Raw genomic sequence first — 23,996 nt, 5'->3', positions numbered from 1 at the left:
AGCTGTGTCGTGTGACTGCTTCAAATTCCACGCCCAGCGCCTCGGCAGACCGGTACTCCGAACGGCTGACGGTGCCGGTGTGGTGGTGGCTGCTGGCGGCGGGGCTCGTGGCCCTGCTCGGCTACCAGGCTCAGCTCGCCGCCTACATGCAGACCTGGAGCTACGTGTTCTACCCGGTGCTCGCCGGCCTCATCGGATGGCTGCTGTTCACCATGAACCGCATGAAGATCCGGGTCGACGCCGACGGCGCCCTGCACGCGCACAAGGCGATGCTGCCGGCCGAGGTCGTGGCGCGCGGTGCGGCGGTGCCCCCGACGGCGCGCAGCGCGGCCATGGGCCGCCAGCTCGATCCGGCCGCCTTCCTGGTCTACCGGTCGTGGATCAAGCCGATGGTGCTGGTGGTGATCGACGATCCGGACGACCCCACCCCGTACTGGCTGGTCTCCACCCGGCACCCGGAGAAGGTGCTCGCCGCGATGGGCATCGTCGACGCAGGCTCCGCCCCGAGCACCTCGCCCTCTGCCGGCTGATCCCCCACCGACACACCCCCGCCCCACCCGAACTCCCGTGTCGCGGGGACGCGAGCAGGTTCCAGAGAGCACGAAGGCCGACCCGTGCGGGTCGGCCTTCGTTGCATCTCCTCCGGGCGCCGGGCTGCGGCGCCGCTTGCGATCAGACGCAGTCGACGCAGATCAGCTGACCGTTGCGCTCCTCGCCCAACCGGTTCCGGTGGTAGACGAGGAAGCAGCTCGCGCACGTGAACTCATCGTCCTGCTTGGGCACCACGCGCACCGACAGTTCCTCGCCGGAAAGGTCCGCGCCGGGCAGCTCGAAGGACTCGGCGGTTTCGGTCTCATCGACGTCGACGTCGGCGGCACTCGCCTCGTTACGCCGGGCCTTCAGCTCCTCCAGCGAATCCGTCGCCAGGTCTTCCTCGTTGCTCCGCCGAGGCGCGTCGTAATCGGTAGCCATCTTCTGCCTCACCCTGGTCCTGTAGTGCTTGCATCAATCCGGGAGGCCGTCGCTTGTGGCGCTCTCCCCCGGGCCCGCGAGGCGCACGCGGTGCGCCAGTGGCGCGCCGAATACTAGACCACCCTCGGGACCGAGTCAATACCTGGCAGCCACGGCGGCGCGGACGCCGGTTCCCCGGCTTGCCGACCCCGTGGCTTTACAGTGGTGCCATGGTCTCCAAGTTCGCCACCGGGTACACGACCGACGCCCAGGGCCGCCCCTTCCCCCGGCGCAACGTCACTCCCGCCATCGTGATCGCGACCGTGCTGGCGGTCGTCGCCATCGCCGCGTGGGCGTTCGTCGCCACCGGCGGCGAGGACGAGAGCCTGCCCACCTCGTGCAACCTGCCGACCACGGCCGAGGGCCCGGAACTGAAGGTGGTCAATCGGTCGGACATGCTCAGCGTCGCACCGGCGGCGCAGTCGACGTTCGCCGTGACCGTCCTCAATTCGGCCGCCGCCCGCGGCCAGGCCCGCTCGGTGGCCGACGATCTGGCCGCGCAGGGCTTCTCCCCGGGCGCCCCCGCGTACGGCGACGACACGCTCTACCCCGAGCGCGACCTGAGCTGTGTGGCGCAGATCCGCTTCGGTCAGGCCGGGCAGGGCGCCGCGGCCGCGGTCTGGCTGGCGCTGCCGTGCGCACAGTTGGTCAACGACGGCCGCCCGGGCACCGACGTCGATGTGGCGCTCGGCGAGTTCTACACCGGCACCACACCCACCCAGGACGTACAGGCCGCACTGGAGTCGCTGCGCTCGGTGGACCCGCGGAACGCGAAGTCCGGGGTGGATCGTTCCCTGATCGAAGCGGTGCACGCCCAGTCCTGCTGAGCGTCCGCACCGACGTCGGCGCGCGCCGTCAGTTCGGCAGCTGCGCCGTGCCCCCGAGTTCGGTGAGCAGGGCCACGAGTTCGTCGGCGATCCCCGGTGCCACCGCGATGGTCGGGTAACCGTCGGCGGCACTGGAGTCGGCCGGGGGCACCAGCACCCGCGCCCCGGCCTCTTCGGCGATCAGAGCGCCCGCGGCCCAGTCCCACGGAGCCAGGCCGTGTTCGAAGTGTGCGTCGACGGCCCCGGCGGCCACCATGCACAGGTCCAGCGCCGCCGCACCCATCCGACGGACGTCGCGTACCCGCGGCAGCAGCGCCGCCAGCAGTGCGCCCTGCGCGCGTCGCCGGTCCGGCGAGTAGCCGAAGCCGGTCGCGATCAACGCCAGCCCCACCTCGTCGATCGGATTGGCCCGGAGCCGACGCGGCTCCTCGTCGCCGCCCGCGCACCACGCGCCGCCGCCGGCCCACGCCCAGTAGGTGAGGCCGCGCGCCACATCGACCACGGCACCGGCCACCGAGACGCCGTCGACCTGAGCGGCCACCGACACCGCGTACGCGGGGATGCCGTAGAGGAAGTTGACGGTGCCGTCGATCGGGTCCACCACCCAGCGGATTCCGGCACCGACCTCGTCCGATCCGCCTTCTTCCTCACCCAGGATCGCGTCGTGGGGACGCAGTGCGCCCAGGCGCCGACGGATGAGCTGTTCGGTCTCGGTGTCGGCGACGGTCACCGGGTCGGTCGGCGTCGACTTGGTGCTCACCGCACTGTCCTCGCCGCGATGTCCGGACGGGGCGAACAGTTCGCGGCGCCGCATCCGGGCGTGGTCGGCGGCCTCGGTCGCCACGGTGCGTGCGATGTCGCACAGCTCGCGCGGCGACAGGGACGGTGACTGGCTGTGTGAACTCACAACACCCGAGTCTAGTGCGGGTCCAGGAAGCGGTCGGGAGTGCGCCGTAAGCTACCGGTGGCGGGCCGCGCGCGCCTGCGCAGAGGAGGAGACGAGATGTCGGACGTGACCTATCTCGGTGCCGACCGGGCCCCGAGCCCCGGCTCCGGCTTGAGTTTCGGCGTCGACGTCGGCGGCACCGGAATCAAGGGCGCCATCGTGGATCTGCGCACCGGCATGCTCGTCGGCGAGCGCCATCGGATCGCCACCCCGCAGCCGGCCACCCCCGAGCGCGTCGCACACACGGTCGCCGAGATCGTCGAGCACTTCGGCTGGACCGGCCCGGTGGGGCTGACGGTGCCCGGCGTGGTGAAGAACGGTGTGATGACCACCGCGGCCAATGTGGCGCCGAGTTGGATCGGCACCGACGTCGAGGCCATGTTCGGCCGGGCGCTGGGCGGGCGGCGCGTCACGGTGCTCAACGATGCCGATGCGGCCGGGCTGGCCGAGCTGTCCTACGGCGGGGGTGCGCATCTGCGTTCGGGTCTGGTGATTCTGCTGACGCTGGGCACCGGTATCGGCTCGGCCATGCTGTACGACGGCACGCTGATCCCCAATTCCGAACTCGGCCACCTGGAGGTGGGCGGTGTCGTCGCCGAGAAGCAGGCCTCGGCGAAGGTCCGCAAGGACCGCGGCTGGCCGTTGCAGACCTGGGCCGAGCATCTGTCCACGGTCCTGAGCCATTACGAGCGGATCTTCTCGCCGGATCTGTTCATCGTCGGCGGCGGCATCAGCCGCAAGTCCGACCGCTGGATTCCCCATCTGACCAACGAGGTTCCGGTGGTTCCGGTGACCCTGCGCAACAGCGCGGGGATCGTCGGGGCGGCGATGGCGGTCGTCGGAGACGGGTGAAACCGCAGGAAGTCGCCACCGGAACGCCCCGGTTCGACGGCGTTTAGTTACAATGGAACACGTCGACCCGGCTCCGCCCGATCGACTCCCCTAACCAGGCACAATGCCCCACGCGGCACCGTTGGCGCAGTCGAAGCGATATCGACGGTCGGCGAAGCCGCTCCGAGGCGTGTGGTGCCGTTGATCATTGTGTGAAAGGTCGTACGTGGCAACCACCAGGACCCCGGACGCCGAGACCGACGCCGAGCAGGCTCCGGTTCGTAAGGCAGCTGCCAAGAAGGCTCCCGCCAAGAAGACCGCAGCCAAGAAGACCACGGCCGCCGCCAAGAAGACGGCAGCCAAGAAGACCACGGCCGCCGCCAAGAAGACTGCGGCCAAGAAGACCACGGCGAAGAAGACGGCGGCGAAGAAGACCACGGCTGCCAAGAAGACCGCCGCGAAGAAGACTGCCGCCAAGAAGGCCGCGCCGAAGACCGCGAGCGACGAGGCGCAGTTCGACGGCGTCGAGGAAGACGCGCCGGAGAACCTCGAAGACGCCGACATCGACGTCACCGAGGAGCTGGAAACCGACGCCGAGCCCAAGACCGACGCCAAGGACGAGAAGTCCTCAAGCGACTTCGTCTGGGACGAGGACGAGTCCGAGGCGCTGCGCCAGGCCCGCAAGGATGCCGAGCTGACCGCCTCTGCGGACTCGGTGCGCGCGTACCTCAAGCAGATCGGCAAGGTCGCCCTCCTCAACGCCGAGGAAGAGGTCGAGCTGGCCAAGCGCATCGAGGCCGGCCTGTTCGCCACCGAGAAGATCCGCCGGGTGATGGCCGACGGCGAGAAGCTGTCGGTGGCCCAGCGTCGCGACTTCAACTGGATCTCCCGCGACGGCAACCGCGCCAAGAATCACCTGCTGGAAGCCAACCTGCGTCTCGTGGTCTCGCTGGCCAAGCGCTACACCGGTCGCGGTATGGCCTTCCTGGACCTCATTCAGGAAGGCAACCTGGGTCTGATCCGTGCGGTCGAGAAGTTCGACTACACCAAGGGCTACAAGTTCTCCACGTACGCGACGTGGTGGATCCGCCAGGCGATCACCCGCGCCATGGCCGACCAGGCGCGCACCATCCGTATCCCGGTGCACATGGTGGAAGTGATCAACAAGCTGGGCCGCATCCAGCGCGAACTCCTGCAGGACCTGGGCCGCGAGCCCACGCCCGAGGAGCTCGCCAAGGAGATGGACATCACGCCGGAGAAGGTGCTGGAGATCCAGCAGTACGCGCGTGAACCCATCTCGCTGGACCAGACCATCGGCGACGAGGGCGACAGCCAGCTCGGCGACTTCATCGAAGACTCCGAGGCCGTGGTCGCCGTCGACGCGGTCAGCTTCACGCTGCTGCAGGACCAGCTCCAGGACGTGCTCGACACGCTGTCCGAGCGCGAGGCCGGCGTGGTCCGGCTGCGTTTCGGTCTGACCGACGGTCAGCCGCGCACCCTGGACGAGATCGGCCAGGTGTACGGCGTCACCCGCGAGCGCATCCGGCAGATCGAGTCCAAGACGATGAGCAAACTGCGCCACCCGAGCCGCTCCCAGGNACGACCCCGCCCCTACGGGATCCGGGTAGGGCCGGCCTCGTCTCTGCGTCGGGGTCGACCGCGTCTGGGTCGACCGCGGCTGGTTCAGCCGCGGCGTTCGGTCTGCTTGCGCAGTTCGTAGCGTGCCAACGCGTTCTTGTGCACCTCGTCCGGGCCGTCGGCGAAGCGCAGCGTCCGGACGCCCGCGGCCATCTCGGCCAGCGGATAGTCCTGCGACAGGCCGCCGGCGCCGTGCGCCTGAATGGCCTTGTCCACGATCCATTCAACGGCGGTCGGGGTGGCAATCTTGATCGCCTGGATCTCGGTGTGGGCCTTGCGGTTGCCCACGGTGTCCATCAGCCAGGCGGCCTTGAGGGTGAGCAGGCGCAGCATCTCGATCTTCACCCGCGACTCGGCGATCCAGTCGCGGATCACACCCTGCTCCGATAGCGGCTTGCCGAAGGCGACGCGATCGGTGGTGCGCCGGCACATCATCTCCAGCGCGCGCTCGGCGATACCGATGCACCGCATGCAGTGGTGGATGCGGCCGGGCCCGAGGCGTCCCTGGGCGATGGCGAAGCCGTCGCCCTCGGCGCCGATCAGGTTGGCGGCCGGCACCCGCACGTCGGTGAAGCGCAGCTCGGCGTGGCCGCCGTGGCTGTGGTCGTCGTACCCGTAGACCTCCATGCCGCGGACCACTTCCAGGCCGGGGGTGTCGCGCTCGACCAGGATCATCGACTGCTGGCGGTGCCGGTCAGCGGTCGGGTCGGTCTTGCCCATCACGATGAAGATCTTGCAGTTCGGGCTCATCGCGCCGGTGATCCACCACTTGCGGCCGTTGATCACGTACTCGTCGCCGTCCCGCACGATCGACAGTTCGATGTTGGTGGCATCGGAGCTGGCGACGTCCGGCTCGGTCATCGCGAACGCGGACCGGATCTCGCCGTTGAGCAACGGGGTGAGCCAGCGTTCCTGCTGCTCGGCGTTGCCGAACTGGGCGAGCACCTCCATGTTGCCGGTGTCGGGCGCGGCGCAGTTGAGCGCGGCCGGGGCCAGCTGCGGGCTGCGGCCGGTGATCTCGGCCAGCGGCGCGTACTGCGCGTTGGTCAGGCCTGCGCCGTGCTCGCCGGGGAGAAACAGGTTCCACAGGCCGCGGCGACGGGCCTCGGCCCGCAGCTCGGCCAGCACCGGCACGCTGTCCCAGTCCCACCGGTCGTCCAGTTCGGCGAGCTGAGCGGCGAAGACCGGCTCGGCCGGGTAGATGTGCTCGTCCATGAATTCCAGCAGGTTCTGCCGGTACTGCTCGGTCGTGGCGTCGTAGGCGAATTCCACTTTGTCCTCCTCTAATCGGTGTGTTGAGTGCGGTGCGCGACGTCGCTACGCCTGCGCCAGCGCGGTCAGGCCGGCGCCGAGCAGCGGATTGACCATGTCGCCGACGGAGGCGAATCCCTCGCCCACGGTCTGCCCGTTCACATAGCGGTAGTGGATGCCCTCGACGATGCCCGCCAGCTTGAAGCACGCCAGGCCCACGTAGAAGCCGAAGTCGCTCAGGTCGCGGTCCGAACCGGCGGCGTAGCGCGCCAGCATCTCGTGCTCGTCGAGATAGCCGGGCGCCGCGGCCACATCGCTGACCGCGCCGGGCGCCAGTTTGCCCATCCGGTCGTAGACCGACATCAGCGCCACGTCGGTCAGCGAGTCGCCGAGCGTGGACAGCTCCCAGTCGATCACCGCCGCGGGCTGATCGTCGGCGTCGAAGAGTACGTTGTCGAGGCGGTAGTCGCCGTGCACGATGCCCGCCGGGCCGTCGGCGGGCACCCGCTGGGCCAGCGCCGAGTGCAGGGCGATCATGTCCGGCAGGTCGCGGGTGTGCGCCGCGTCGAACTGCGACCGCCAGCGGTCGACCTGACGACCGAGGAAGCCCTCGGCACGCCCGAAGTCGGCCAGACCCACCTGTGCCGGGTCGACGGCGTGCACCGCCGCCAGGGTGTCCACGAGACGCTCGGAGATCGCGCGGGTGCGTTCGGGCCCGAGCGGACGCAGCTCGTCGGCCCGCCGGTACGGCGTCCCGGTGACGGCCTCCATCACGTAGAACGGAGCGCCCAGCACGTCGGCGTCATCGCAGTAGCCGTACATGTGCGGCACCGGCACCGCGGTCTGGCCGAGCGCCGACATCATGCGATACTCGCGGCCCATGTCGTGCGCGGTGGCCAGCAGCCGCCCCACCGGGGGCCGACGCAGAATCCACTCGCGCTCGCCCGCGCGCAGACGATAGGTGAGGTTCGACTTGCCGCCGGCGATGAGCTCGGCGGTCAGACCGTCGCCGACCTCGTCGACGTGCTCGGCGAACCAGGGAGTCAGGGCCGCCAGGTCGAGTCCGGGCAGCTGCTCAGACATCGGTGGTCTCCTTCGCCGCGTCGAGCTTCTGCTGCAGACGATTCATGCCGGACAGCCAGCGGTCGGTGTCGGTGGCCCGGGCCCGGTAGTAGTCGGCGACGTCGCTGTGCGGCAGGATCAGGAACTCGTCGCCGTCGAGCGCGGCCAGCACATCGGCGGCCACCTGCTCGGGAGTCAACGCCGCGTCCCGGCTGAGGATCTCCTCCAGCGGGCCGGATTCGGTGAGCATGCGCGTCTGCACGCCCTGCGGGCACACCGCCTGCACGACGATGCCGCGATGACGGTAGGTGGCCGACAGCCATTCGGCGAAGGCGACCGCACCGTGCTTGGTCACCGAGTAGGCCGGCGCCTCCAGCATGGTCAGCAGACCTGCGGCCGAGGCGGTGACCACGAAGCGTCCGCCGCCCGATTCCAGCCACTGGGGCATCAGCTCGCGTGCGGCGCGCACATGCGCCATCACGTTCACGTCCAACGACAGCGCCCACTCGTCCTCGCCGGCCGCCAGTCCGCGGCCGCGGTCCACGCCCGCGTTGGCGAACCAGGCCTGGATCGGGCCGAAGGCCGTACGCGCGGTCGCGATCAGCGCGGCGACGCCGTCCACCGACGCGGCATCGCCAGGCGCGGCCACGGCGGTGCCACCGGCCGCCTCGATGGCGGCGACGGTGCGCTCGGCACCGGCGGCGTCGAGGTCGGCCACCACCACGCGCGCACCCCGCGCGCCGAGGGCGCCGGCCAGGGCGGCGCCGATGCCGTTGCCGGCGCCGGTCACGACGACGCAGGCACCGGCCGGATCGAAGCTGCTCATGCGCCACCGCCGAGCAGGAGTCCGCCGTCGACGATCAGGGTCTGTCCGGTCATCCAGCCCGCGTCACCGGACAGCAGGAAGGCCACCACCGAGCCGATGTCCTCGGGTTCGCCGAGACGCTTGAGCGGGTAGGCCTGCGACACCTTCTCCTCGCGGCCCTCGTACAGGGCGGTGGCGAAGCGGGTCTTGACCACGGCGGGCGCGACGGCGTTGATGCGGATGTTCGGGCCCAGCTCCACGGCCAGCTCCTCGGTGAGGTGCAGGATCGCGGCCTTGGACACGCCGTAGAAGGCGATGCCCGGTGCCGGGCGCAGGCCGGCCACGGAGCCGACGTTGACGATGGCCCCGCCATGCTCACCCATCCACCCGGCGTACACCTTCTGCGCCCACGACAGCGCCGACAGGACGTTGACGTCCATGATTTTGCGCGCGGCCTCGACGTCCATCTCCATCAGCGGCCCGTAGACCGGGTTGATGCCGGTGTTGTTCACCAGGTAGTCCACCGAACCGAAGTTCTCCAGCGCCGCGGCGACCGCCGCATCCTGATGCGCGGTGTCGTCGGCGGCACCGGTCACGTACACCGCGTGCTCGGGCCCGCCGAGCTGGGCCACCGCCTCCTGCAGCGCCGGTTCCTTGCGCGCGGTGATGACTACCCGCGCTCCCTCGTCGACCAGTCGCTGGGCGATCGCCAAACCGATGCCACGACTGGCTCCGGTCACGATCGCGGTCTTCCCGCTAAAGCGCTTCTCACTCATCGGTACGCGGCTCCCGTTCTGCCCTGATTATCATCAACTAAGCGCTCGCTTAGCCATTCGTGCTCTACTCTGCCGGTGAAGACGGTGAACGTCAACCGTTGACGCGAAACTGGCGCACATCCGATAGGGCGGGATAGTGATCGAGAACACCTCCAAGGCCGAACAGACGCGCGGCCGCTTGTTGCACGCGGCCGTCGAGGCCTTCGCCGAACGCGGATTCCACGGCACCACCACGCGGGACCTGGCCGCCGCCGCCGGGATGAGCCCCGCGGCGGTCTACGTTCATTACCCGTCCAAGGAGGCGTTGCTGTTCGAGCTGTCGCTGGGCGGACACCAGACGACGCTCGGGGTGGTGTCCGACAACGACGACCCGGACCTGGCTCCCCCGGCCCGCCTGCACCGCCTGATCAAGGCCTTCGCCCGGCATCATGCCGAAGAACACACCACCGCCCGCATTGTGAACTACGAGCTAGCTTCGTTGAGTCCGGAGCACTACGAGCAGATCCGCGAACTGCGGCGGGAGATCACCCGTCGGATGCGCGCGGTGGTCGACGCGGGGGTGGCGACCGGCGACTTCGCCACCACCGATCCACGCGCGGTGACCTTGGCCTTGCTGTCGATGAACATCGATGTCGCCCGCTGGTACGACGAGGCGGGCAGCATGGGCCCGGGCGAACTCGCCGACGCCTACGCCGACCTCGCCCTGCGAATGGTCGAGGCCCACCGCGACGCGCCCGCGGGTTCGGCGCGACACACCGAAACGAGCCCGGGAACAAAGTAAGGCCCCCGTACGTCTGACAGAGTGAGAGTCGAGACGTCCGGATCCCCGGATGCTCGGCAGAACAGTGAATGCAAGGGAAGGGGAACTCCATGACCGACCACGCCACCTCCACGATCGTCGCCGCCCCGTTGACCAAGGCTGACCGCTGCGATCGCTGCGGCGCAGCCGCCAAGGTTCGCGCCACCCTCACCGGTGGCGGCGAACTGCTCTTCTGCCAGCACCACTACAACGGCCACGAGGCCCGGCTGGTGGAGATGGGCGCGATAGTCAGCGCGTAACCCGCACCCGCCTCGACCCGAGTGCCCGCCACCCTCCCCGGGTGGCGGGCACTCGTCGTCGAGCGACGGCGTCTCTCCCCCGGGCTCAGAACGGCGGCTCATCGAGTTGCTCGGGCAGCTCAGCAAGACGACGTTCCCGGTTGGCCTTGCGTTCGGCGCGGCGCCGGGCGTGCTTGGCCGCGGTGCGGGTGCGGGCTCGCTGCGGGCCTTCTTCGATGGTGCCGCCGGCGGTCCCGGTCGCGTGTTGTCCGACCAACTGGTGCGTGCAGCGCAGGTCGGCCAACCGCGGGATCAGCCACTGGTTCGGCGCTAGAAATTCCACGGTCTGCCCCATCGGAGTGGTCACGCTGGAGTGGTAGCGGCCGTCGGCATCGATCCAGAGGTCGTCGACGAAGCCCTCCAGATTCGTTTTCACCAAATGGTGATAGCGACACTTGGGCAGCAGATTGCAAAGACAGGTGGGCCCGCCGAGGTCGGGGCGGACGTTGTCGAACTCGGCCACGTGGTCCAGATCGCACGAGAACGCGGCGCGCTCGCAGCCCGGGATGGAGCAGGTGCCCCACAAGAACCGCGCGATCAGGTCGGTGAGCAGATTCGGGCGGTACGGATCGCTCGGCAACGACGTTTTCGCGATGACCGCAGCGAGTTCTCCACCGATTTCTGCGGGAGGCCGTGGGCCATCGCCCCGGCGCTCGTCCGGGGTGTCGGAGCGGGGTGCTCGTCGATGCCGCGCCGCCTCGTCGGGACGTTCAGCAGAGCCGCGCCAGGCCGCAGGGTTGGGTTCGAGCAGGTCATCGAGGCGATGCTGGTGAATCACGGCATCACCGCGGGCGGCGATCTCCCGCACATGCTCGGCGGAGATCGGTCCGTGCCCGTCGAGATACCCGCACTTGTCCCCACCTTCCAGCGTGGTCGCATCGCACAGGACGTGCACCACGATGCGGGCGGCCCGCGCATCGAGCTCCACGTCACTGATCTGCGCGGTGCAGCCCTCGCTGTCGCACTCGCAGGTGAACGGCTTGCGCTGCAGCAAGGCGATCGCCGCATCGGAGCGGGCCTGAGCTTTGGTGCGCGGATCTGCGGGGCAGCGGCCGGCGATCACGGCGTCGAGCATCTGGCGCGCGAGACGGACATCTTCGGCGGTCGCGGTCAGAAACAGTTGCGCCATGCCGTTGTCGAATTCCTGGAAGCCGACGCTGCGGCCATCCTTGGCGCCCTCGCGTTCGCGGCGCACGGCGTCGGGATCGTTCTCGGCGACGAGGCGGCGGGCCAGCGCGCCGGTCTTGGCGACGGAGACGCAGGTGTAGCCGCGTTGTGCACCCAGGATCTCGGCCGCGATCAGGGCGTCGATCTGCCTCATGAGGGCTTCGTCGACCACGAGGCGGGTCTCGTGCGCGATCCGATGGAACCGCACGCGATCGATCAGCCCCAGGCGCATGGTCGCGTACACGCGCGGCAGTCGATCTCGAGCATCGAGCGCATCGGCGAGGAGAGCTTCGGCGGCGTACTGGGTGCTCTCCAGACTCATCTGCAGCTCCAGGGTCGTCTGGGCGTCCACGTCGATCAGCGACTTCTGGGTCGCGATGACATCGCTCGTCGCGGCGCAGACACGCGAGTGCAGCGACAACGCGAACTGGAACAGCTGCCAATCCAGGAAGCACTGCCCGTTCTTGGTCGCGGTGATCGCGCCGACGACGCACGCGGTGGGCAGGGCCGCGAGGTCGGCGCCGGGAGCGGGGAGTCCGCAGCCGGTCAGGTCGGCGTCGGGCCACCTCGAAGCGGTTCTCTGCGTCATGGCTACTCACCTCCCCAAGCGAGTCAGCACACCTTCTTCTCGTTCTGGTGTTCTATGAACATAGTAAACCCGACCACCGACAAGGTCGGGCCTACGTGCCCCCCGCAGGGCGAACTGTTCGCGCTCAAGATTGACCTTGTCGCCGCAGCTGTGTTCACGAGTGCGCCGATCCGATCTGAACGTAAGGCTCCCGCTGGGGCTTCGACGCACCTGCACTTCGCCAACGAGGTGCAAGGGATGTGAGGGTTCGGCGGGACAGGTGGGATCAGTGGGCGGTGATCGTCGGCGAGCACGCAGCGTCCGAAGGACTCGCCGACGTTCTCCTCACCGAACTGTACGGTCACGCCGGCGATACCCGTTTCGTGCGGGACGAAACACGCACCGCTGACCAGGTGCTGGCAACGGTGGCCACATCTGGCCAGTGCCTACCCCGTGTCGACTCCTACCTCGACACCACGGGAAGTCCCGGCCGCCCACGGCCTCAGGACGCGCGGGTCCAAGATCCTGCTATCGCACAGCATCGGCTGGGCCTGGCCACAGTTGCGACACCCTGACGCAACACGCCGAGGACCGCGGAAGGCACCCCGGCAGCGACGGTCGTCGCGGGCCGCGGCGTGGGGACTATTTCCAGGTACGCAGGGCGCTGATACGCTCGCGCAGCTGATCGGCCGTGGCCATCGCGGTCGGCGGACCGCCGAGGCGTTGACGCAGGTCGTTGTGCACCTGACCGTGCGCGCGGCCGGTGCGGTGGTGGTGCAGCGCGACGAGCGTATTCAGTTCCTTGCGCAGGGCGTGCAGATTCTCGCCGGTGCCCCGCTCGGAGGCGTTCGGCGCCGCCTGCGCGGCCGCGTCGGCCGCCGGTCGGGGCGCGGCCGAACGCTTGGTCACCTGAGCGGCCTGCCGCTGCTGCAGCAGGGTACGCACCTGATCGGCGTCGAGCAGACCGGGCAGCCCGAGATAGTCCGACTCCTCGTCCGAACCCGGCATGGTGGCGGTGCCGAACGAGGCGCCGTCGTAGATCACCTGGTCCAACTCGGCGCTGGCGTGCAGGGATTGGAAGGCCGGCTCGTCCTCGCCGTCCTCGTCCTTGGTCTTGTTCGCGTCGGCGAGGGCCGCGTCGTCGAGCCCGGACTCCTCGCGATGCGGCTTGCCGAGCACGTGGTCGCGTTGCGCTTCCAATTCGCTGGCCAGCTGCAGCAGCACCGGGACCGACGGCAAGAACACGCTGGCGGTCTCGCCCGGACGCCGCGACCGCACGAAGCGGCCGATCGCCTGGGCGAAGTACAGCGGGGTGGCGGCGTTGGTGGCGTACACGCCCACCGCCAGGCGCGGGACGTCGACGCCTTCGGAGACCATGCGGACGGCCACCATCCACTCGTCGTCCGACGCCGCGAAGGAGGCGATGCGGGCCGACGATCCGGCCTCGTCGGAGAGCACCAGGGTCGGTTTGCGTCCGGTGATCGACTCCAGCAGCTCGGCGTAATCGCGCGCCCGCTCCTGGTCGGTGGCGATCACCAGGCCGCCGGCATCGGGCACACCGGAGGCCCGCAGCTTCTGCAGACGACGGTGCGCGGCGGTCAGGACCGCCGGAATCCAGTCGCCGTGCGGATCGAGGGCGGTGCGCCACGCCCGCGCGGTCTGCTCGGCCGACAGCGGCTCACCCAGGCGCGCGGTGAACTCCTCGCCGGCGCTGGTGCGCCAGCTGGCCTGCCCCGAGTAGGCCAGGAACACCACCGGCCGGACCACGCCGTCGCGCAGCGCATCGGAGTACCCGTAGGAGTGGTCGGCGCGCGAGCGCGCACCCCCGCCGGGTTCGGGCTCGTAGGTGACGAACGGGATCGGCGAGTCGTCGGACCGGAACGGGGTACCGGTCAGCGCCAGCCGGCGCTCCGCATCGGAGAAGGCCTCGCGGATGCCCTCACCCCACGACTTGGCGTCGCCGCCGTGGTGGATCTCGTCGAGGATCACCAGCGTCCGCCGGGCGATGGTGCGTTCCCGGTGGCGGTACGGATGGGCGGCGACCTGCGCATAGGTCAGCACCACGCCGTCGAAGTCGGAGCTGGTGGAGCCGGTCGAGTTGGAGAAGTTCGAGTCGAGCGCGATGCCCACGCGGGCAGCCGCCTGTGCCCACTGGTGCTTGAGGTGCTCCGTGGGCGCCACCACTGTCACCCGCTCCACGGTCCGGTCGGCGAGCAGCTCGGCCGCTACGCGCAGCGCGAACGTGGTCTTACCGGCGCCCGGCGTGGCGACCGCCAGAAAGTCGGTCGGTCGGGAGGTCAGGTACTTGGTGAGCGCGCGACGCTGCCACGCGCGCAGCGTACCCCCCGTCACCCGGCCCGGCGTCGGCTCGGCCGATGCATCGGAAACAGTGGAAATCAGCCCCGGTTCAGTCATATCGGGGTCGATTCTAGCCCGTACCGAGGACCGATCCGCCACGCCGCAGACCCGGCCCCATGCCCGCAGCGGCGCGGTCATCGTCCATGCTGTTAGTCATCAGCATCGATGGGCCTCACTACGCACCACCGGACGACGGAACCGTTTCCGACGACCGGCGCGGCGTGCTCGCCAAGTCCTGGCATCTGGTGTGGCGCACCACCGTCAAGTCGTGGGACGACGGCATCATCGGGTGGGCCGCGCAGGCCGCCTTCTGGCAGTCGTTGTCGCTGGTTCCGCTGCTGCTCGGCGTCCTCGGCAGCCTCGGCTACATCGGCGGCTGGTTCGGCCCGGACACCGTGCCCATCATCACCGAGCGGATCATCGCGTTCTCCGAGAGCATCTTCACCGACCAAGTGGTCGACGACCTCATCAAACCGACCCTCGACAACGTCCTCGGCCGCGGCCGCGGCGCGATCATCTCGGTGAGCTTCCTCATGTCGCTGTGGGCCGGGTCGTCGGCGATGAGCTGTTTCGTGGCGGCCATCGTGACCGCGCACGATCAGCACCAGGTGCGCAATCCGGTGTGGCAGCGCATCTTCGCGCTGATCATCTACGTCTTCTTCTTGATCACCGCGGTGATCGTGCTGCCGCTGGTGGCCCTGGGGCCCACCTATCTGCGCGAGATCGTGCCGGACGATTGGAGCAACGCGGTCAGTATGCTCATCGACTGGGGTTACTTCCCGTTCGTGGGCCTGCTCCTGATCGGCGCGCTGGTGCTGCTGTACCGCTTCGCCCTGCCCTATCCCCTGCCGTGGCTGCGGCTGGTCCCGGGAGCCTTCCTGGCCGGGGTCTTCTTCTGGTTGGCCGCCTACGTCCTCCGCGCCTACCTGACTGCCCTGGCCAGCGTCGGCTACACCTACGGTGCGCTCGCCACCCCGATCGCCTTCCTCCTGTTCGGCTTCTTCCTCGGCTTCGCCATCGTCGTCGGCGCCGAGTTCAACGCCGCCATCCAGGAGCTCTGGCCGGCCCACATCAACGGACCGATGGTGCGGCAGTGGATGTCCACGCAGACCACCGAGATCACCGATACCCTGCGCCGCCGGGCCATCCGGCCCGGCTGGCACCGGTCCAGCAAGGATCCGGCCGGACACGCCGACACCCCGCGGGAACCGATGCCGCCGCACCGGTAGACGTCGGCTACTTCTTCATGCGCGCGTACACCTTCTTGCAGCGCTCGCACACCGGTGATCCGGGCTTGGCCGACTTGGTCACCGGGAACACCTCGCCGCACAGGGCCACCACGTGGGTGCCCATCACCGCGCTCTCGGTGATCTTCTCCTTCTTCACGTAGTGGAAGACCTTGGGTGTGTCGTCGTCCTGTTCGGTCCGCTCGTCGATGTCCGGACGCTCGATCGTCTTGGTCGTCATGCCTTCCATTGTGACGCACCCGGCCGCCGGTGCGCACGGCGTCCTGCGCATGTGCGTCGACCGCGCAGAAGTGGGACAGTGGAGGTATGGCGAATGGGACGGGCGACGCGAACGGGCACAACGACGATCGAGCCGATGCCTTCCTGATCACCCGCGCCGAGACCAGCCTGGATCAGCAGCACCGCGATCGCGTCCGCAAGTACCTGTTCATGATGAGTTTCCGGCTACCCGCGCTGGTGATCGCCGGCATCGTCTACGGCGTGACCGGCAGCGCCTGGTGGGCGGTGGGGATCATCCTGTTCTCCGTGCCGCTGCCCTGGATGGCGGTGTTGATCGCCAACGATCGGCCCGCGCGCAAGCACGGCGAGGTCCAGTACTACCGCTTCGGTTCGGGCCGCACCGTCGGACCGTCGGAACTGCCCAAGGAAGCCACGCCGCCCACGCCGCCCGCCCCGCGGGTCATCGACGGGTAGTTCCCGCTTCCTCAGCAAACTCTCATACGGACCGGGAACCTTCTGGCTGCCCGCGGCGTTGGACCTGATGAACGCATTGGTTGATCGTCGCCGACAGTAGGAGGCCGCATGTCCACCGCAATTCGCCCCGTCCCCACGCCCGAGGATCTGGACGCCCAGTCGCCGTCCGCCGACCTGGTGCGCGTCTACCTCAACGGTATCGGCCGGACAGCTCTGCTCAACGCCGAGCAAGAAGTGGAACTGGCCAAGCAGATCGAAGTGGGTCTCTACGCCAATCATCTGTTGAACACCCGCAAGCGGATGGGCCCGGCCCGCAAACGCGATCTCGCGATCCTCGTCCGGGAGGGCGAGCGCGCCCGCGCGCACCTGCTGGAGGCCAATCTGCGCCTGGTGGTTTCGCTGGCCAAGCGCTACACCGGACGCGGCATGCCGCTGCTGGATCTGATCCAGGAGGGCAACCTCGGCCTGATCCGCGCCATGGAGAAGTTCGACTACGCCAAGGGCTTCAAGTTCTCCACCTACGCCACCTGGTGGATCCGTCAGGCGATCAGCCGCGGCATGGCCGATCAGAGCCGGACCATCCGGCTCCCGGTCCACCTGGTGGAGCAGGTGAACAAGATCTCGCGTATCCGTCGCGAACTGCATCAGCAGCTCGGACGGGAGGCCACCGACGACGAGCTGGCCGCCGAAACCGGCATTCCGGCCGAGAAGATCGCCGATCTGATGGACCACAGCCGCGACCCAGTGAGCCTGGACATGCCGGTCGGCAGCGACGAGGAGGCCCCGCTCGGCGACTTCATCGAAGACGCCGAGGCCACCTCGGCGGAGAACGCGGTGATCTCCAGCCTGCTGCACTCGGACATCCGGACCGTGCTCGGCACCCTCGACGACCGGGAACGCCAGGTGATCACCATGCGGTTCGGCCTGGACGACGGCCAGCCCCGCACCCTCGATCACATCGGCCGGTCGTTCGGGCTCTCCCGCGAACGGGTCCGGCAGATCGAGCGCGAGGTGATGGGCAAGCTGCGCGAAGGCGAGCGCGCCGACAAGCTGCGCGCCTACGCGAGCTGACCCACCCCCGCGGCGGCGGTCAACCCAGGCGACGAGGTCCGGTGTCGGCGAGAGTCGGCACCGGACCGATCGTCAGCCCGGCGGCGAGCACCGCGGTCCCGTCGGCGGACGACAGGATCGGGTCCAGACGCACGCCGCGGATCTCCGGAATCGCCTCCACCAGGGCCGACACCCGCATGAGCAGGTCGACCAGCGCGTCGATGTCGGCGGGCGGCTCTCCGGTGCCGCCGGACAGCAGCTCGGCCGAACGCGGTTCGGCCACCAGATCACGCGCATCGTCGACGGTGAGCGGCACCGCCCGGTAGCTGCGATCGTCGAGTGTCTCGAACAGTCGTCCGGACAACCCGAACGACACCACCGGACCGAACGATCGGCTTTCGGCCACCTGGATGCACACCCCGAGCCCCTTGGGCGCCATCCGCTGCACCTGCAGTGAGCTCTCGCCGGTGAGCGCCTGCAGCTCGGCGAACGCGGTGATCACCGCGGTCGCATCGGAGAGATCGAGCCGGGCGCCCTCGCGGTCCAGGCGTCCGATCCACTCGGTGCCGCTGGCCTTGACGGCCACCGGGAAACCGAGTTCGCGGGCGGCCGCTGAGGCCTCGTGCAGGGTCGACGCCTCCCGGAAGTCCACGATGTCGACGCCGTACCAGCGGAGCACGGTCGCGGTCTCGGTCGCGGTGAGCTCCCGATTATCCTCGCCCATCAGCTCACGCACGTAACTACGCGCGTGCTCGGCCGCGATCCCCGGCAACTCCACCGGGGCGGCGTCGGGCCGGGCGCGCCACTGCGAGTACCGCCAGCTCATCGCGAGGGCGTGCGCGGCGCGTTCGGGCTCCGGGTAGGACGGGATGGAACCGCGGGTGGGCACGCCGCCGGGCCCGGGCACCGACAGCCCGATCGGAATGCCCTCCACCGCCAGGAACGTCGTCACGATCGGCTTGGTGCCGGCCCCGTCGGCGCCCTCGGCCGCCGCCATCAGGGACCGCGAGTACTCCGCGGTGTCCACCGCCACGGGCGGCACGAACACCACGATCACCGAGTCCACGCCGGGATCGGCCAGGGCCGTGGAGACGGCGTCGGTCAACTCGCGGGGCGGCACGGCCGGCCCGAGGTCGACGATGGACACCACGTCCAGGCCCGAGCTGCGCGCCGAGTGGGCCGCCAGCGAGGCGATCACCGACGAGTTGCCGATGATCGCCGTGCGCGGCCCCGACGGCAGCGGCTGGTAGGCCAGCACGGTGGCCACGTCGAACAGTTCGGCCAAAGTGTCCACCTGCAGGACCCCCGCCTGCGCGAGCACCATCTTCGCGATGCGATCATCGAGCGCGCCGAAGCGTTCCTTCTGCTCCCCCACGCGCGTCATCGCGCCGCGGCCGGACTTGATGGCGATGACCGGCTTCTTACGGGTCACCCGTCGGGCGATCCGTCCGAACTTCCGCGGGTTGCCGAAGCTCTCCAGGTACAGCAGCACCACGTCGGTGGCCTCGTCGGTGTCCCAGTACTGCAGCACGTCGTTACCGGACACGTCGGCGCGGTTGCCTGCCGAGACGAAGGTCGACAGACCCAGCCGTCGACTGGCCGCGTGATCGAGAATCGCGATGCCGAGCGCACCGGACTGGCAGAAGAATCCCACCCGCCCCGGACCGGGGATGCGTGGGGCCAGGGTCGCGTTGAGCGCGATCTCCGGCGCATTGTTCACCACACCGAGGGCGTTGGGCCCCACCAGACGCATGCCGTGGGCACGGACCTGGGCCACCAGGGCCCGTTCGGCGGCCAGCCCGTCGTCGCCGAGTTCACCGAAACCGGCCGAGACCACCACCAGCGTCTTAACGCCCTTGGCCATACAGTCGTCGAGCACCTCGGCCATCCCGGAGGCCGGCACCGCGACCACGGCCAGGTCCACCGGGTCGGGAATGTCGATCACCCGCTCGTAGGCACGGATGGCGCGCACCGACCGCGCCTGACCCGGCCCGTTGACCGGGTACACCGGCCCGGAGAAGCCAGCCGCGATGAGGTTGGCCAACAGCACGTGGCCCACCTTCTTCGAATCGGTGGAGGCACCGATCACCGCCACCGACTGCGGGCGCAGCAGATTGGCGATACTGCGCGCCTCGGAGGCACGCTCGCGCGCATTGCGCACCGAGGTCAGCGCATCGGTGGGATCGATCTCGAACTCCACATGCACGGTGCTGCCGTCGAAGGCACGGCTGATCTGGTAGCCGGCATCGCGGAACACCGCCACCATGTTCGGATTCTCCGAGAGCACCTCGGCCTCGAACTTGGTGAAGCCGTTCTCCGCGGCGGCGCCGGCCAGATGCTCCAGCAGCACCGGACCCAGGCCTCGGCCCTGATGCGCATCGGCCACCACGAAGGCGACCTCCGCCGAATGCGGCTTGCCGCTCTGCGCCAGGCCCTCGTACAGCCCCATGGCGATCACCTCGTCGCCGAGCCAGGCCAGCAACCCCACCCGATCCCGGTAGTCGACCGTCGTCATGCGGACCACTTCGCGCGGCGGCAGTTTGGGGGTTGGGCCGAAGTAGCGCAGGTACCGCGTACGTTCGGACAGTCCCTCGTGGAAACGCACCAGCGCGTCGGCATCGGCCGGGGTGATCGGGCGCAGATGCACCACGCCACCGTCGGAGGCCAGGACGTCGGCGGACCAGTGGCGCGGGAAGACGACGGCCTTGCCGGCCGGAGCCGCCTCCGGCGCCGCGGGCGCGGTCGCCTCGGTGTCGGCGGGCACGGAGGCGTCGGTGGGGTCGGTGGTGTCTTGTTCAGTCACGAGGATCCTCCGGATCGAGTCCATGCAGGGGGAACACGGCGCGTCGGGTGGCCATGATCGCGCGGTCGGTCTGTTGCTGGGCGGCGTCGGAGATGCCCTCCGGCGCCGCAGCACCGGCGTTGCCGTCCCACGGCACGTAGTCCACGTCGGCGTTGTCGCCCATCATGCCGACCGGCGGACGCGAATAGTCCGGGTGCACGTGCCCGGTCATCTCCACCGCGCCCTCCAGCCACTCGGGGGTCACCGGGGTGGTGAAGTCGAGGTCGCGATCGAGGACCGTGGCGATCAGGTGGGTCCAGGCCCGCGGCACCACGTTGATCACGCCGTAGCCGCCGCCGCCGACGGCGATCAGGCGGCCCTCGGAGTACTTGTCGGCCAGGTCGCGCAGCGCGCGCATCGCCATCGTCTGACCGTCGACGGTCAGCGCCAGGTCGGTCAACGGATCGGCCCGGTGGCTGTCCACTCCCACCTGCGCCAGGATGATCTGCGGTTTGAACGCCGCGATCATCGACGGCACGGTGGCGTGAAAGGCCCTCAGCCACAAGCGATCCTCGGTGCCGGGCATCAGGGCGACGTTCACCAGGCTCCCGGCCGCCGCGTCGGCGCCCACCTCCGTGGGCCATCCGGTGCCCGGCCACAGGGTGGCCGGATGCTGGTGCACCGACACCGTCATCACGCGCGGGTCGTGCTCGAACTGCACCTGCACGCCGTCGCCGTGGTGGGCGTCGATGTCGACGTAGGCGATGCGGTCGTAACCCTGCTCCAGCAGCCAGGCGATGGCGATCGAGGCGTCGTTGTAGATGCAGAAGCCGGCGGCGTGCCCGGCCATGGCGTGGTGCATGCCGCCGCCGATGTTCACCGCCCGTTGCACGGCACCCGAATGCACCGCCTGGGCCGCGGCCAACGTGCCGCCCACCAGGATGGAGCCGGCCTCGTGCATGCGGTCGAAGACGGGGTTGTCCTCGCTGCCGAGCCCGAACAGTCGCTCCAGGATCGGCCCGCTCAGCGAGGCGGTCCCGGACCCGACCGCGCGCACGGCGTCGATGTAGCCCTGGGTGTGGACAGTCCGCAGGATCTCGTCGTCCACCGGCACCGGCGGCACCGGTTCGACGCCGTCGAGGACCCCCAGTCCGCGCGCCAGGTCCATCGTCAACGCCAGCCTGATGGGGCTCATCGGGTGGGTGAACGCCCACTTGTAGTCGAGGAACTCATCGCTCCAGATCACTGCTGTCTGCACTGCCGAATCCCTTCGCCCGTCACACCAGGCACGCTAGTGCCTCACCTGTCACGTTATCCGGGTAACCTGGACCGTGGCGAAAGGACTGGGGCACAAGTGAACGAACTCGTCGACACGACCGAGATGTATCTGCGCACGATCTACGACCTCGAAGAGGAGGGGATCATCCCACTTCGCGCACGCATCGCGGAACGACTCGAGCAGAGCGGACCCACCGTCTCGCAGACGGTCGCTCGCATGGAGCGTGATGGGCTGGTTCGAGTCGGCGGTGATCGCCAACTCCAGTTGACCCCCGCGGGGCGGGCCCTGGCCGTCTCGGTGATGCGCAAGCACCGCCTGGCCGAACGACTGCTGGTCGATGTGATCGGCCTGCCGTGGGACGAGGTGCACGACGAAGCGTGCCGCTGGGAACACGTGATGAGCGAGAACGTCGAGCGACGACTGCTCGAAGTGCTCGACAATCCGACGGTCTCGCCGTACGGCAACCCGATCCCCGGCCTCGAAGAACTCGGCGTCAAGGTCACCCTCCCGGCGGACAAGGCCGAGCGCCTGGTGGAGATGCCGGCCGGCGAATCGGTGGTGATCGTGCGCCGGATGGCCGAACACGTGCAGGCCGACGCCGAACTCATCACCGAACTGCGCGAGGCGGGGGTGGTCCCCAACGCCCGCGTCCGCGTGGTGGTGAGCCCGCGGTCGGTGCAGATCAGCAGCCCCGGGCACGACGGCCTGACGCTGTCCTCGGAGATGGCCCACGCCATCTTCGTCGAACGCGTCTAGCACCTGGTCAGCCCACCGGATTCCGCGTCTGAACCGGCAGCGGCACCCCGAGGCGCGCGCCGAGGCCGAACGAATGGGACAGCACTTCGCCGAGGTCGGCGGGCCGCAGACCGTGCGTCAGCGCCGTCTGCAGCAACCGCGCGAGGTGGTACTGGGCGTCCAATTCGAGCGCGCGCTCGACGGCGACACCGGCGAAGGCGCCCTCACCCGCGAGGTAGTGCAGATGGGCCAGCAGCGTGGCGGCGGCCGCACCGGCACGTCCGGTCAGGCTTCGCGTGAGCCGAGTCCACAGGGCCTCGGCCGCCTCCCGGGCGTCGGTGACCGCCAGGGCCAGCAGCATGTCCCGCGTGTGCACCGAACACAAGGCCTCCGCCAGCGCGTTGACCTCGGTGCAGTCGAGCGGCCCGTCGGCGCCTCGCTCGATGTGCGCGAGCACCAGCCGGGCACCGACCGCGTCCCGCTCCCCCGGCCGACCGGGCGGCACCTCCGGGGTGACGGGTCGGCACACGGCCGAGTCGCAGTGCGCGCGGGGTGTCAGCGCCGCGGCCAGGTCGTCGCGATGGGCCAGCACGTCGCGGCCACCGAACACCGTGCGCTGCAACGCGATCGGTGACAGCAGCGGGTCGCTGAGCCGACCCTCCGCGACGATCGGTCCCGCGAAGGGCGGCGGCGGGAGGACCCGCCCCACCCGACACCGCGGCTCCCACGCGAGGCACCAGCGCGCCCCCGCCGCCATCTCGTCGATCACGAAACCGGCGGAGAGTCCGCCGGCCGCGGCGAAACTGCGCTCCACAGCGCCGAACACCCGCGCATAGTCCGCGGCGCCGGCATCGACGACGACGGCGACCACGCCGACCGCGCCGTACCCGGCCACGATCGCGCCGAGCGAGTCCAGGCTCTCCCGCATCGGGGCCGCGGGCTCCCCGGACGGCGCGAGCAGCACATCCAGCCGCAGGGTCACCAGCAGGCGGCGTTCGTCGCGAAAGGCCAGCAGCACCAACGATCGTTCGGGCCGGAAGCCCAGCAGACCGGGTACCGCGGCCAGCAAGGGATCCGGATCGACCCGGAGGGCGGGTTCGTCGGGCAGGAAATGCGGCAGCGAGGTCATGCCTTCACCCTCGACGCATCGCGCCCGCGCCGACAGGGAGCGATGCGCGCGGCTGTGCACAACCGGCGGTGTCCACACCGCCGGCCCGAAACCCCTTGCCGTCAGCGGCCGCCGAAGGCCTGCGCCCGCGCGTGCGCGAAGAAGTCCGCCGCCATCCGCGTGTCGGCGGCCGACGGGGTCCCGAGCATCCGCAGTTGCACCACCAGCCGCACCTGCCCGCGCTGGGCCACCCACTGCGCCACGGTGGTCACCGTTTCCGACCCGGGCGACCGCAGGGTGCGCGTCAGCGCGAGGCTGGTGAGGTCGCCGTCGGATTCCGGCTGCCCGCTCAGCTCACTGCGGACCTCCTGCTGCCCCGTCGCCCCGGCCCGGAACACGCTGCAGTCGCGCACCGCGGCGGCGAGGTCGGACGCGGACTCCGGTGTCCGCACGATCATCTCGGTGAGGGTGCTGCCGTCGGTCGGTCCCGGTCCGACGAGGATCGCCGCCGTCTCCACGTCCACCGCCGCGGGTGTGCAGTCGGCCGGATCGACGTCGCCGCGCAGAGGCCGCAGGGTGATGTCGGAGACCGCGCCCGGCACCGCAGGCTCGGGCACCGGGGTGGCCGCCCCGGCCGGAAAGCTGTCGGCGGGCACCAGGAGGGCCCGGTAGTCCGGCTCCGGTTCGGCCGTTCCGGAGACCGAGCACGCCGATGCGAACAGAACCACAGCGACCACAGCTGCCACAGAGCTAACGATTCTCAC

The 23,996-nt window shown here is 69.6% G+C and carries 22 protein-coding genes and 1 pseudogene; 10 read left to right on the top strand and 13 right to left on the bottom strand.

The genetic code is table 11. The annotated features are described in order from the left end of the window. Positions 1-11: 11 nt before the first annotated feature. Positions 12-530 carry a DUF3093 domain-containing protein gene (locus tag ACFFJD_RS10560; RefSeq protein ID WP_382363855.1) on the top strand — a complete coding sequence of 173 codons (519 nt, stop codon included), beginning with the start codon at positions 12-14 and terminating at the stop codon, positions 528-530. A gap of 142 nt (positions 531-672) precedes the next feature. On the opposite strand, the gene ACFFJD_RS10555 is transcribed toward ACFFJD_RS10560, so the two are convergent. Further along, entirely contained in the window at positions 673-972 is a 300-nt protein-coding gene (locus tag ACFFJD_RS10555) for a DUF4193 domain-containing protein (RefSeq protein WP_382363853.1), read from the bottom strand. Between the two features lie 209 nt (positions 973-1,181). Between ACFFJD_RS10555 and cei the strand changes: the two genes are divergently transcribed. Next, positions 1,182-1,838, top strand: a complete 657-nt coding sequence (cei, locus tag ACFFJD_RS10550) for an envelope integrity protein Cei (protein WP_382363851.1) — start codon at positions 1,182-1,184, stop codon at positions 1,836-1,838. A 28-nt stretch (positions 1,839-1,866) separates the two neighbouring features. On the opposite strand, the gene ACFFJD_RS10545 is transcribed toward cei, so the two are convergent. Further along, positions 1,867-2,745, bottom strand: a complete 879-nt coding sequence (locus tag ACFFJD_RS10545) for an inositol monophosphatase family protein (protein ID WP_382363849.1) — start codon at positions 2,743-2,745, stop codon at positions 1,867-1,869. Positions 2,746-2,841: 96 nt separating this feature from the next. On the opposite strand from ACFFJD_RS10545, the gene ppgK reads away from it, so the two are divergent. Together ppgK and ACFFJD_RS10535 are read left to right on the top strand one after the other, a co-directional pair. Beyond that, the gene (gene ppgK / locus ACFFJD_RS10540; protein WP_382363847.1) at positions 2,842-3,636 is read left to right on the top strand and encodes a polyphosphate--glucose phosphotransferase; all 795 of its coding nucleotides are present in this window, start codon (positions 2,842-2,844) and stop codon (positions 3,634-3,636) included. 205 nt (positions 3,637-3,841) lie between these two features. Beyond that, positions 3,842-5,212 (top strand): annotated as a pseudogene (locus tag ACFFJD_RS10535) (RNA polymerase sigma factor); the annotation flags it as partial. A gap of 86 nt (positions 5,213-5,298) precedes the next feature. Here ACFFJD_RS10535 and ACFFJD_RS10530 read toward each other — a convergent pair. From ACFFJD_RS10530 to ACFFJD_RS10515, 4 genes are read right to left on the bottom strand one after another with little or no spacing between them, the layout of a single operon-like run. Next, complete coding sequence (locus ACFFJD_RS10530; protein ID WP_382363843.1) at positions 5,299-6,525, bottom strand: acyl-CoA dehydrogenase family protein; 1,227 nt, start codon at positions 6,523-6,525, stop codon at positions 5,299-5,301. Positions 6,526-6,570: 45 nt separating this feature from the next. Beyond that, entirely contained in the window at positions 6,571-7,587 is a 1,017-nt protein-coding gene (locus ACFFJD_RS10525; protein WP_382363841.1) for a phosphotransferase family protein, read from the bottom strand. Continuing rightward, on the bottom strand, positions 7,580-8,392 hold the full coding sequence (locus ACFFJD_RS10520; RefSeq protein WP_382363839.1) for an SDR family oxidoreductase: 813 nt from the start codon (positions 8,390-8,392) through the stop codon (positions 7,580-7,582). The genes ACFFJD_RS10525 and ACFFJD_RS10520 overlap by 8 nt, the downstream gene beginning before the upstream one ends. Further along, positions 8,389-9,147: an SDR family oxidoreductase gene (locus tag ACFFJD_RS10515; RefSeq protein WP_382363837.1), complete on the bottom strand. Its 759-nt coding sequence runs from the start codon at positions 9,145-9,147 to the stop codon at positions 8,389-8,391. Before ACFFJD_RS10515 ends, ACFFJD_RS10520 begins: the two co-directional genes overlap by 4 nt. A 136-nt stretch (positions 9,148-9,283) precedes the next feature. Here ACFFJD_RS10515 and ACFFJD_RS10510 point away from each other — a divergent pair, with 136 nt between their 5' ends. Next, entirely contained in the window at positions 9,284-9,928 is a 645-nt protein-coding gene (locus ACFFJD_RS10510; RefSeq protein ID WP_382363835.1) for a TetR/AcrR family transcriptional regulator, read from the top strand. 89 nt (positions 9,929-10,017) lie between these two features. Then, entirely contained in the window at positions 10,018-10,206 is a 189-nt protein-coding gene (locus tag ACFFJD_RS10505) for a DUF7455 domain-containing protein (RefSeq protein ID WP_382363833.1), read from the top strand. An 85-nt stretch (positions 10,207-10,291) separates the two neighbouring features. On the opposite strand, the gene ACFFJD_RS10500 is transcribed toward ACFFJD_RS10505, so the two are convergent. Both ACFFJD_RS10500 and ACFFJD_RS10495 read right to left on the bottom strand, forming a co-directional pair. Beyond that, complete coding sequence (locus tag ACFFJD_RS10500; RefSeq protein ID WP_382363831.1) at positions 10,292-12,001, bottom strand: HNH endonuclease signature motif containing protein; 1,710 nt, start codon at positions 11,999-12,001, stop codon at positions 10,292-10,294. A 621-nt stretch (positions 12,002-12,622) separates the two neighbouring features. Beyond that, complete coding sequence (locus ACFFJD_RS10495; RefSeq protein WP_382363829.1) at positions 12,623-14,395, bottom strand: DEAD/DEAH box helicase; 1,773 nt, start codon at positions 14,393-14,395, stop codon at positions 12,623-12,625. A gap of 164 nt (positions 14,396-14,559) precedes the next feature. On the opposite strand from ACFFJD_RS10495, the gene ACFFJD_RS10490 reads away from it, so the two are divergent. Then, on the top strand, positions 14,560-15,567 hold the full coding sequence (locus tag ACFFJD_RS10490) for a YihY/virulence factor BrkB family protein (RefSeq protein ID WP_382363827.1): 1,008 nt from the start codon (positions 14,560-14,562) through the stop codon (positions 15,565-15,567). Between the two features lie 7 nt (positions 15,568-15,574). On the opposite strand, the gene ACFFJD_RS10485 is transcribed toward ACFFJD_RS10490, so the two are convergent. Next, entirely contained in the window at positions 15,575-15,805 is a 231-nt protein-coding gene (locus tag ACFFJD_RS10485; protein WP_382363825.1) for a DUF3039 domain-containing protein, read from the bottom strand. 86 nt (positions 15,806-15,891) lie between these two features. On the opposite strand from ACFFJD_RS10485, the gene ACFFJD_RS10480 reads away from it, so the two are divergent. Together ACFFJD_RS10480 and ACFFJD_RS10475 are read left to right on the top strand one after the other, a co-directional pair. After that, complete coding sequence (locus ACFFJD_RS10480; RefSeq protein WP_382363823.1) at positions 15,892-16,278, top strand: DUF3099 domain-containing protein; 387 nt, start codon at positions 15,892-15,894, stop codon at positions 16,276-16,278. 108 nt (positions 16,279-16,386) lie between these two features. Further along, positions 16,387-17,349, top strand: coding sequence for a sigma-70 family RNA polymerase sigma factor (locus ACFFJD_RS10475; RefSeq protein WP_382363821.1), 963 nt, complete (start codon positions 16,387-16,389; stop codon positions 17,347-17,349). A gap of 19 nt (positions 17,350-17,368) precedes the next feature. On the opposite strand, the gene ACFFJD_RS10470 is transcribed toward ACFFJD_RS10475, so the two are convergent. Together ACFFJD_RS10470 and ACFFJD_RS10465 are read right to left on the bottom strand one after the other, a co-directional pair. Then, a complete protein-coding gene (locus ACFFJD_RS10470; RefSeq protein ID WP_382363819.1) occupies positions 17,369-20,155 on the bottom strand; it encodes a bifunctional acetate--CoA ligase family protein/GNAT family N-acetyltransferase in 2,787 nt (928 codons plus the stop codon). Beyond that, positions 20,124-21,368: an acetoin utilization protein AcuC gene (locus ACFFJD_RS10465; protein ID WP_382363817.1), complete on the bottom strand. Its 1,245-nt coding sequence runs from the start codon at positions 21,366-21,368 to the stop codon at positions 20,124-20,126. The genes ACFFJD_RS10470 and ACFFJD_RS10465 overlap by 32 nt, the downstream gene beginning before the upstream one ends. Before the next feature lie 96 nt (positions 21,369-21,464). Between ACFFJD_RS10465 and ACFFJD_RS10460 the strand changes: the two genes are divergently transcribed. Next, positions 21,465-22,145: an iron-dependent transcriptional repressor DtxR gene (locus ACFFJD_RS10460; RefSeq protein ID WP_382363816.1), complete on the top strand. Its 681-nt coding sequence runs from the start codon at positions 21,465-21,467 to the stop codon at positions 22,143-22,145. A 7-nt stretch (positions 22,146-22,152) separates the two neighbouring features. Here ACFFJD_RS10460 and ACFFJD_RS10455 read toward each other — a convergent pair whose 3' ends face one another. Continuing rightward, positions 22,153-23,253, bottom strand: coding sequence for a DUF4192 domain-containing protein (locus ACFFJD_RS10455; protein ID WP_382363814.1), 1,101 nt, complete (start codon positions 23,251-23,253; stop codon positions 22,153-22,155). Positions 23,254-23,354: 101 nt separating this feature from the next. Further along, positions 23,355-23,978, bottom strand: coding sequence for a hypothetical protein (locus ACFFJD_RS10450; RefSeq protein WP_382363812.1), 624 nt, complete (start codon positions 23,976-23,978; stop codon positions 23,355-23,357). Positions 23,979-23,996: the final 18 nt, after the last annotated feature.

Origin of the sequence: Gordonia phosphorivorans (assembly GCF_042432625.1) — a bacterium.
In the GTDB taxonomy this organism is placed as follows: Bacteria; Actinomycetota; Actinomycetes; order Mycobacteriales; family Mycobacteriaceae; genus Gordonia; species Gordonia phosphorivorans.
This window is presented reverse-complemented; position numbering and strand designations above follow the sequence as displayed.